We start from the raw sequence: 8,315 nt of genomic DNA on the forward strand, positions 1-8,315 counted from the left end.
TCATCCCGGGCGCGTGAAGTCAGTCCCATAGAGCACCTCTTCTCGAATCAGGTGCCCATCAAAGAATCACAAGCGATTCTAGCGACTCAAGTTTTTCGGCTCAGTGCACCTCAAAAAAATGTGGGTAGTCGTAAGCGCCACCGGATGCGTACATTTCACTTCGGCTTTGTGGCATAACGGATATTGCCGCCGTTGTGCTGGCTCGACCCGATCGAGAATTACCCAAGGCGGACGCCTCAACTGCGCGATACGACTTCCATTGCGCCCTGAAGGCAACTGAATCGCGCCTCGAAGTTATCTGCTGGCGGCGCGTTTCTTGCGCAAACAGCGGCCGATGCCATTGAGCGTTCGTCTGTCCAGTGCGGGCATCAAGCCCACCAAAACGGCTCGCCACGCGCGACGTTTTCTCGTAGTCCATACACCTTACAAGCACATTCATGCGCTCTTCGCAGACGCTGTAACTGCACAGGCTAAGAAAACTATGTGTGAAAACTGCTCTTCGAATCTACCTCACCTGCTCGCGCCGTCTCGGCGTTCCCTAATGTTGTTCGCTGCTTCGGCTGTTGGCGTGCTGCTTGGCGACAGGATTGCTGACGCCAAGGAGGCGAAAGCACCACCCAAGCCCGACAACGTGCTCTCGCCGGACGCTTCACTGAAGCGACTCATGGAAGGCAATGCACGCTATGTCCAGGGCGCGTCGCGGTGCCACGGTTTTAAGCACGAACGCGAAGTCTTGATCGGTGGGCAAAATCCACATGCCGCGATCCTGAGCTGTGCCGATTCGCGTATTGCGCCCGAATTTGCATTCGACAGTGGACTTGGCGATCTGTTCGTCTGCCGCGTTGCAGGCAATTTCGCCAACGATGACACGGTCGCGAGCATGGAATATGCCGCTGCGGTACTAAATACGCCGCTGATCCTGGTGCTCGGCCACGACCGCTGCGGCGCCGTCGATGCTACGATCCAGTCGCTGAAAGACGACAAGCCGCCGCCGGGGCACATCCCGTCCCTGATCGCCGCACTTGCACCCGCGGTCAAGGCGTCATCGCAGCAAAGCGGGGATGCACTCGCCAACGCGATCCGGCAAAATGTGGTGGACAACGTCAATAAGCTGAAATCGGCAAGCCCGATTCTGAACGCGGCAGTTGAGCAGAATAAGCTGAAGGTCGTCGGCGCTCTTTATCGGCTCGACACCGGCAGCGTCGAGCTGCTGAGCTGACACTTCCAACAACGGGCCGTTTCTCGCGCGGCCGCGGGCGACCGACAACCCTGCGATTCGGCGCGCGAGATGGCCACGAGCAGAAGGTTCTTGGCTCTCCGTAGTCCTAAACACGTTTACGGGCCGCAAAGCTTCAGTTGCGGCTTTTCGTACTCAGCCAACCTGATCGCGCCATTTCGCTCCGCTGCGATCCAGGGTTTTCGGACCTTTGTACCTGATTGTCTTCGCCGCGGCTTTCATCTCCGCTCGCCGATCGACGAGTTGGCGTAACGCGCGCTCAAGATCTGTGGCAGGAAGATTGGTGTTGAGCGACGGCCGAGCGTCGAACGGATCATTGAATGTGCTCGGATCGGCATAAAACAGATTGTTCGCAATGATCGTATCGAGTGTGAGATTATTGAACGCGCGGTGTTTGAACAGCCGCCTCGGAATGCTTTGCTTTTTGGCCATCCCCATTGAGCGGCTATTTGGGTCGAGAGTTCTGAACCACTGGAAATAGTGTTTCCGCGTTGTCGCCGGTCAGCATCACCTTCTCGGCCCAATCGGATATTCACGAATTGCTTAGCGATTGCTGGATGAATGGAGTCGGGGTCGAAATCACCCTCGAACAGATCTCGGCGAAGCACGTAAAGCTTTCGCGCATCTTCGTGCCCGCATCGACCCTTCGCTGAAGTCGTCCGCCTCCTGTTTGATCTCCTCCAGCTCCTGGAAAAAGGGGGACGCATGCGGTGAAAGGCCGCGCGCATCTGGCAGATACGATGATCAAACAGGGCACCGCACATTGTTTCATTTCGAACGGGGGAACGGGGCGTCCCCCTTTCAAACCGCGTCGGTGACGTCTTCGGGCAACGGCCAGGTCAGCCCCGCCGCCTCCGAACCGGTTGATCGTCAACCGCACCGTCGAAGGCGCCGTCCCCACCCGCCGCGCAATCCCACGGGTCGTCATCCCGACCAACTTCAGTCTGATCACATCGCGCGTGGCGGATCGCAAACCTCTCCGTCGGCATCCAGGCCCCCCCCCCCGCAAAGCTGAAAGGTGGGACCGTATCGAGTCACAAGAGGCCTCGTCACCCCGGGCGACATCATCCCCGAATGGCGGGCGGGATCATCTCGGAATGGTGGGCGACATCAAATCGGGACGGTGGGCCAGATCATTCCGGAATGGTGGGCGACATCGAGCGGAACCAGCAGTAGATTCCTGCCACGCTTCTTAGCGATACTGGCGTGGAGAACATGAGTATCCTTAATCGTGTAGTCTGCGCCCACGATGCAGCCACGCCCTAGCTCATTGACCGTATGCCGGATGGATCTCGACTGTACTCAGTGTTGAGGCACACTGCGATGAGTATACTCTCTCTTTGACAGCTACCCTCCTCCGGCGCGCCTTATTGATGCAGTGCAACGGCGTCGGCTGACCTGCTCGCCGGTCCAGAGGCTCGAACCCGTTTCCCCGTTCTTGCAAGCAGGAGCGCATCGCATGTGGCGCAATCTGCTGCTTTCAGGCAGTCGACTACTTCGGGTCCTACTCGACCTATTCTCCTGAGGCTACGGGTCGACTTTGTGGGCGTCACCCATTTCTTGGTTCGGTGCGACATGCTTCTCATTTTTCGCTCGAAAGCGATCTGGTCCACCTTCCACAAGAGACGTTGCGATTTGCACCGACCGAGCCCGCCGCATCAGATGAAGCAAAAGCAGTACGCCACCAAAAAGGCTCGTCATTATAACGGTCGTCATCAAAAGGCACGCCACACAGCACAATGCGGCTACATCCAAGACCAATCGCAACCAGGACGGCACCCAATCCACACGTGCCGTGTACTCCGTAGAGCCAGACATGCTCGCTATAACCCGCTGCTCTTCTCGATGCGTGATACGGCTATCATTCAGCGCCGATTGACGGATCGGCACCCTAAGGACGCGAGCTGACTTCAAGCTGACGAGTTTCCCGACGGCAACGATATCGTTTCGCGTGAGTTCCGGGCATTGTTGATCAGCCGAAGAGATCTGGAAAACTCCCCGAACACACTCCAACAAACCTCTTAGATGTCTCGAAGAGAGTTTTCCCTGCATTGCAGTCGTCGTTCGTACCGGATACGTGCGGCGGCGCCCCATGTTGGAGGAGCCGATTCGTTGTAGTAACACGGCTCTCACGATAGCCCCCCAATCTGTGCAAGCAATATCGCCGTTTCAGATGGTCCAAGCCCGACGACGCCTACGAAGCTAGCCGGTGGCACTGGAATGTCCTGACGAGTCGGCTTCCAGAGATGCAGGCAGTACCGGCTGTTATTCACGTATTGCGAATGAGGCGGATGCAGTTGCATCACGCACTCCTCTTCATCCCAAAACAGGTCTTTGACGAAGCACATCTCCTCCCAGTTCGGACAACGTCGCGGCGTGGAGACGGAGACATGCTCCCACCCTGGGCGAACAAGTCCGACTATCCTGAGTCTGCACCCACAAGGGCCCTGAACAAAGAAAAGGCCGCAAGGACCTGATCCCGGCGCGCTGGCGAATTGGCCATGTCGTACGCGGCCGGCTTCGAGTTTTTCTAGAACTTGTGCTCTCACGTCCCCTGCTTTGCCTCGCTGATGAATTTGGTTTCGAACAAACTGCTGAGCAAACCGCAGATGCAGATCATCTCTCTTCTTCCAGTTCCAATACCGGCAAACACATGCAAGCGGACGCTCGGCATTCGTCGGGCCGGTAAAGCACCTCCCCGTGAGGCCAGGATAAACTTTCAGCCATCTCCGTCACCTTTTATTGAGAAAAACGCATACGTTTCCGTACGGATAAGGTCACAATGGTACTTTCCGCATTCGAGTTTGGTTTCAGCACCAGATCTTTCCTTTTTTAGCTCACCATATCCCCATTCCTTTTCGAAGCTTGCCGCAAACACGTGGTTGCGGCTCGCTTCGCGACGAGGCTAGAAACCCTCGACGACCGCAAACGCGCCGCCGGAACCAGTTTTATTCCAGTACAGTCAGGGCCGGCACATGGAATGAGCCCGTTGAACGCCTGATCACAAGGCGACCGTTTCGGAGCTTGATCTCGCCGTCGAATTCCGATGCTGGCCTTATCGTTTGGAATGGGCAGGCACCCCAGCAGAATGCGACCATCGGATGATCAGCAGGCCGAATTTTTCGAGACGGCCTTCTCTCTCTTTACACAGCGCAGCCCCGCAAACCGGGTGAACGGTTCGGCAAGTGGCCGGACGAGCCATAGGCTCCCCCAAGCCTCAGTCGGAAATCGCTCATCATCCAAGCGCTAAACAGCTGGTGAAGCGATTCAGCAAGCGGCGGCGCCAACACACACAGGCGGTAGGCTGTAAGATATCGGCAATTGCCCCCCTTGCGCTTGCGTCGGATGTTCGCCTGAGACGCTTTACTGATGAGCAGACCAATGTTCAAATTGCCCTTTGACACGGTTCTGCTCGCAAGTTTGGCTTCGTATTGCGAACATACTCAAGGACTGCTGCAACGATGCTTACTTGAAAGCAATCGAAGATAACCGGTCCACTGAACGAAAACGTGCAGGCGGAGCATCGCGAAATGTCGTCCTGGCGAGCACTAAGATCAGCAGCGACGGCAAGACATTTCGCTATCCGTGAAGATGACGTCCGGATGAGGCGCAGCAAGCGGAGCTCCGAGCAGCGCCCCCTCTTCGGCTCGATGCCGAAAGTCTCCAGACAATTGGGCGGTATCGATCGACGAACAGCGCGTCTGGTGCATCACGCGTGGGTGTTTTTCATCGATATAGACCAGTCTGATTCATTCCTTGCTCCTTCCGTAGCGCGCCTGCTTAATGTCCTTCAGACCGCAGATCGTATAGGCGGCAGCGACATTCGGCTTGGCCCGTTGCTCGGTCATGAGGAGGCACACCTCAATTGATCGCCCAGCGAAGCGCCCTTCCAGAATCGCGCAACACGTCCATGCTTGCGGAGCGTTCGAATCCCAGAGCGTTGCCAGATAACGCAAGAAGCCGCTGAGAGCAGCTGACTAGGATTCCAAAGGGCTGCTCTGCCGGAAAGCCTGAACCGCTGCCGGTTCAGCCTATTCCGCTCGCGCCCCGCATGGGGAGCACACCCGCGCGTGGCGGGCGCTCCCGTTGGAGCGCCCCTTCCGGGTGCATGCCGCTCCGAGAGTCGGCCACTTTCAGGCCAAGCCGCACCCGTCCGGACGTCTGCTAGCCAGTCCCCGGGCCTAAATTGAGCTGCTCGAAGTACCAAGAAGGATCGTCCCCCGACGAATCCGTTTCGATGTATTCTTCACCCGAATATTCCTCGACACTTCCTTCGTTTTCGTCATCACTACTCTCAGCTTTGGAGAGATATAGCTGAGGTTTGTCCACCCGCTGCCATTTTCCCTGCTCGTTCAGCGTCCACTTGTCGGGATGCTGCCTAGGGTCAAGCACATATTCATTGTCATCTTCATCGTTACCCACGTAAACAAAACCCATCTGCTCTAGACGGGGCTTCACCTCATCAGTGGCAGGACGCGACATGACCAACGCCCGCTTGCCGTCGAGCCGAAGTTGATGTTCCAGCAGAACATCGCCTGCGTTCTCAACGAGCGGATGAGTAACCCGGAGATCGACAACGGACGAGACGTGTTTTCGTCCCGGAAAGTTCCGCTCCCACGCCTCCCCTGCCATGCGACGTCGACCTTCGGTTTTTAGAAGCCCGACACTCTTGTCACCCAATTGGTAGCTGAAATATTGCGCCTGGTCCGAATCCTCTACGGTAGATGCGGCTCTGGCGACCATCGCTGTTTGCCTAGCCTTGTTGGAAACGAAATCCGAGTATTCTAGCGGATTATCGGCTATGTGCTTGATGTCGTCACCGTAAAACTTTCTCAGTTCTTCCTTGAATGACTTCCTGTCAATCTCATCGATGGGAGGTTCGGAAACGAGTGAGTACGACCGTGTCGTCCCCGAGGACGAACCAGGCGCCGCGTCAGCAAGCGTTTCCGTAAACCTTCGGCCATCTGCTGATGGCTCCGATTCATCGGCCTGGCTCGCGCTTGGAAATTGACTGGAAGAACCGGTGATTCTGCTATCCATGCGGTTCGCCCTCCCTATCCCAAAAGTTACACCGTACTGGCCCATCCGAAGGCCTGTAGACATGATAGGCGCGCGAGCTGACAATAAGCTGACGCACAGACGGGGTGCATCATCCTAGCCCGGTCCACGTTTTGCACGGCGAGGGGCGGCTGGCATTCCAGCAACGCTATTGCGATTCGCCGGAGATTCTAGCCGCCTACGTGACGATTTCTGCATGGCTCCAGGAGCTGTAGGCGCGGCGCCCAGATGCCTTCGTGATCGGCAACTATCCGCCTGCTCTTGCGGCAAAGTTGCTGGGCGCTTGGACCAATGCGGCGCTCGGTCCTGCCGATCGCGTCGAGCTGATCCAAGCCTCGCCCGGCCGGCGCGCAATATCACCGGTAAGGATGTTGCGACAAACGCGACCAGACAGCGGAACAGTACACGGGTGCAACGAATGACAATGTCCGTTTTTGAGCTGAAAGGCAGGAGCTCTATTCGCCATCGCCGGATAATCGGCAGTATGTTGATGCAACCGACGTCTGGTCACTCGAGGGGACACGGCCGTCTCTCCTGCGAACAGAGATCAGACCGATCAACTCTTCATCGTATGCGCTGTGGCAATAATTGGCTTTCTCTTGTACGCCATCATGCGCGCGAGCGCTTCTTCTGCCGGGCAGATCCTCCCGTAAGAGGGCGCATAGACGAGTGACGCCTGCGTCAGCCTGTCGTCAGCTTGGCTGACTATCAAGCTCGCAGATTCTCGCCAGCCTGAACTCAGTGCGAATGCGAAACACTAATCCGATAAGAGCGCGTAACGCCATGTATAGCCGAATCAGCGGCTCGTCCAATATTCAATACGCCCCCCTTGGCGAGGGTGACGAAACGAGACCGTCAGCAAGTAGCGCCGAGAAAACTGATGCGGACAGCCAAAGGCTCGCGGACATGTTCGCAGAGATGCACTCTGCCGCACCGGATTCTAACGATGGCTCATCTTCGGCACAAACGCCGTTATATTCCCTCGTTCCCAGACCTCCAATTGTGAAGATCGACAAGCCTCTATTTAGGAGAGAAGCGAAGCGCTTTTATGACGATGAAATCAAGCACATAGCCGCTAATCCACGAGAGTACTCGGATTTCATATCCGAAAAAGCCAAGCGCATCGCTCAGGTCGCCGAGAAATATGGCACAACTGACGATAGCGATCGCGCGCGATATTTCAGCTATCAATTAGGAAAGCAGAGTGTCGGACTTCTAAGAACGGAAGGCGGATTCAGCATGATTGACTTCGAAGGCGACAAGTGGCGCGAACAGTTTCCCGGGCGAACTGAGATCACATCCGTTGTAGACCTTCAGGTTACTCACCCGCTTGTCGAGAACGCAGGTGATATTCTGTTGGAGTATCAACTTCGGCTCGACGGCGAACGACCGCTACTCAATTGGCGTTCTGCCAATCAAGGGTCTAAAGCCCGTGCAGCGAAGATGGGATTCGTTGCGGTTGACGAGAACAATATGGTACTTGATCCTACCCAGTATCCCGACATTTGGATAAAGAACACTGCCGGTGAATGGCAGCGTAAAAACAAACCTCCACTATATCTCTCCAAAACTGCGGGAGGTGAGAGCAGTAATATCGGGAGTGCACCAAGTCCCGCCACGTACTCGTACGAGGATGACTTTATGTAGATCGAATGGGATCTTGTAGAGTCGCGACGGAGACGACCGGATCTGACCGTGTCTTGTTTCCTATGCAGCGATCCTCTTCAGGCTGGATCATGTATGTGGCGCTCCGTGGCACAAGAGCCTTCATTGGGGACTATCAACCGTCTCGGCTGGTTCTTGGACGCTTAGTGCAGTTCGGCGCTCCTCAGCTCGTCCGAACGCCTTAAGCTTGGCGTGATGCCCAGGCCGCCCAACCAATGCGGTGACAATTGAACCTCCTCCGAATTGATGGACACCTGTAGTAGGCTCGAAGAGCCAGGAGGTGTCGGATGGAAGGACGTCAACGTCGGTCGTTTACGGACGACTACAAGCGGCAAGCGGTTGATCTCGTAGCGTC

General features: G+C 56.3%; 6 protein-coding genes. 2 read left to right on the forward strand and 4 right to left on the reverse strand.

Annotated elements, in window-relative coordinates:
* Positions 1-481 precede the first annotated feature (481 nt).
* Entirely contained in the window at positions 482-1,219 is a 738-nt protein-coding gene (locus tag AC0QUY_RS41700) for a carbonic anhydrase (RefSeq protein WP_161856785.1), read from the forward strand.
* A gap of 153 nt (positions 1,220-1,372) precedes the next feature.
* Here AC0QUY_RS41700 and AC0QUY_RS41705 read toward each other — a convergent pair whose 3' ends face one another.
* From AC0QUY_RS41705 to AC0QUY_RS41715, 3 genes are all read right to left on the reverse strand, one after another.
* A complete protein-coding gene (locus AC0QUY_RS41705; RefSeq protein WP_475384626.1) occupies positions 1,373-1,669 on the reverse strand; it encodes a hypothetical protein in 297 nt (98 codons plus the stop codon).
* 1,697 nt (positions 1,670-3,366) lie between these two features.
* Positions 3,367-3,786 carry a DUF7694 domain-containing protein gene (locus AC0QUY_RS41710; protein ID WP_156434996.1) on the reverse strand — a complete coding sequence of 140 codons (420 nt, stop codon included), beginning with the start codon at positions 3,784-3,786 and terminating at the stop codon, positions 3,367-3,369.
* Between the two features lie 1,615 nt (positions 3,787-5,401).
* Positions 5,402-6,277 carry a host specificity protein gene (locus AC0QUY_RS41715; RefSeq protein ID WP_246738304.1) on the reverse strand — a complete coding sequence of 292 codons (876 nt, stop codon included), beginning with the start codon at positions 6,275-6,277 and terminating at the stop codon, positions 5,402-5,404.
* 801 nt (positions 6,278-7,078) lie between these two features.
* Here AC0QUY_RS41715 and AC0QUY_RS41720 point away from each other — a divergent pair.
* Entirely contained in the window at positions 7,079-7,942 is an 864-nt protein-coding gene (locus tag AC0QUY_RS41720) for an Effector protein NopP (protein ID WP_246738305.1), read from the forward strand.
* 161 nt (positions 7,943-8,103) lie between these two features.
* Here AC0QUY_RS41720 and AC0QUY_RS41725 read toward each other — a convergent pair.
* Positions 8,104-8,315 (reverse strand): hypothetical protein (locus tag AC0QUY_RS41725; RefSeq protein ID WP_474417182.1); only part of this gene is annotated, 212 nt, incomplete at its 5' end.

The organism is Bradyrhizobium sp. WYCCWR15520 (assembly GCF_056174665.1).

What these genes read in the sequence shown, in the direction of transcription:
- AC0QUY_RS41700 (WP_161856785.1), top strand. Translation starts at nt 482, where the DNA reads ATGTGTGAAAACTGCTCTTCGAATCTACCTCACCTGCTCGCGCCGTCT.
- AC0QUY_RS41705 (WP_475384626.1), bottom strand. Translation starts at nt 1,669, where the DNA reads ATGGCCAAAAAGCAAAGCATTCCGAGGCGGCTGTTCAAACACCGCGCG.
- AC0QUY_RS41715 (WP_246738304.1), bottom strand. Translation starts at nt 6,277, where the DNA reads ATGGATAGCAGAATCACCGGTTCTTCCAGTCAATTTCCAAGCGCGAGC.
- AC0QUY_RS41720 (WP_246738305.1), top strand. Translation starts at nt 7,079, where the DNA reads ATGTATAGCCGAATCAGCGGCTCGTCCAATATTCAATACGCCCCCCTT.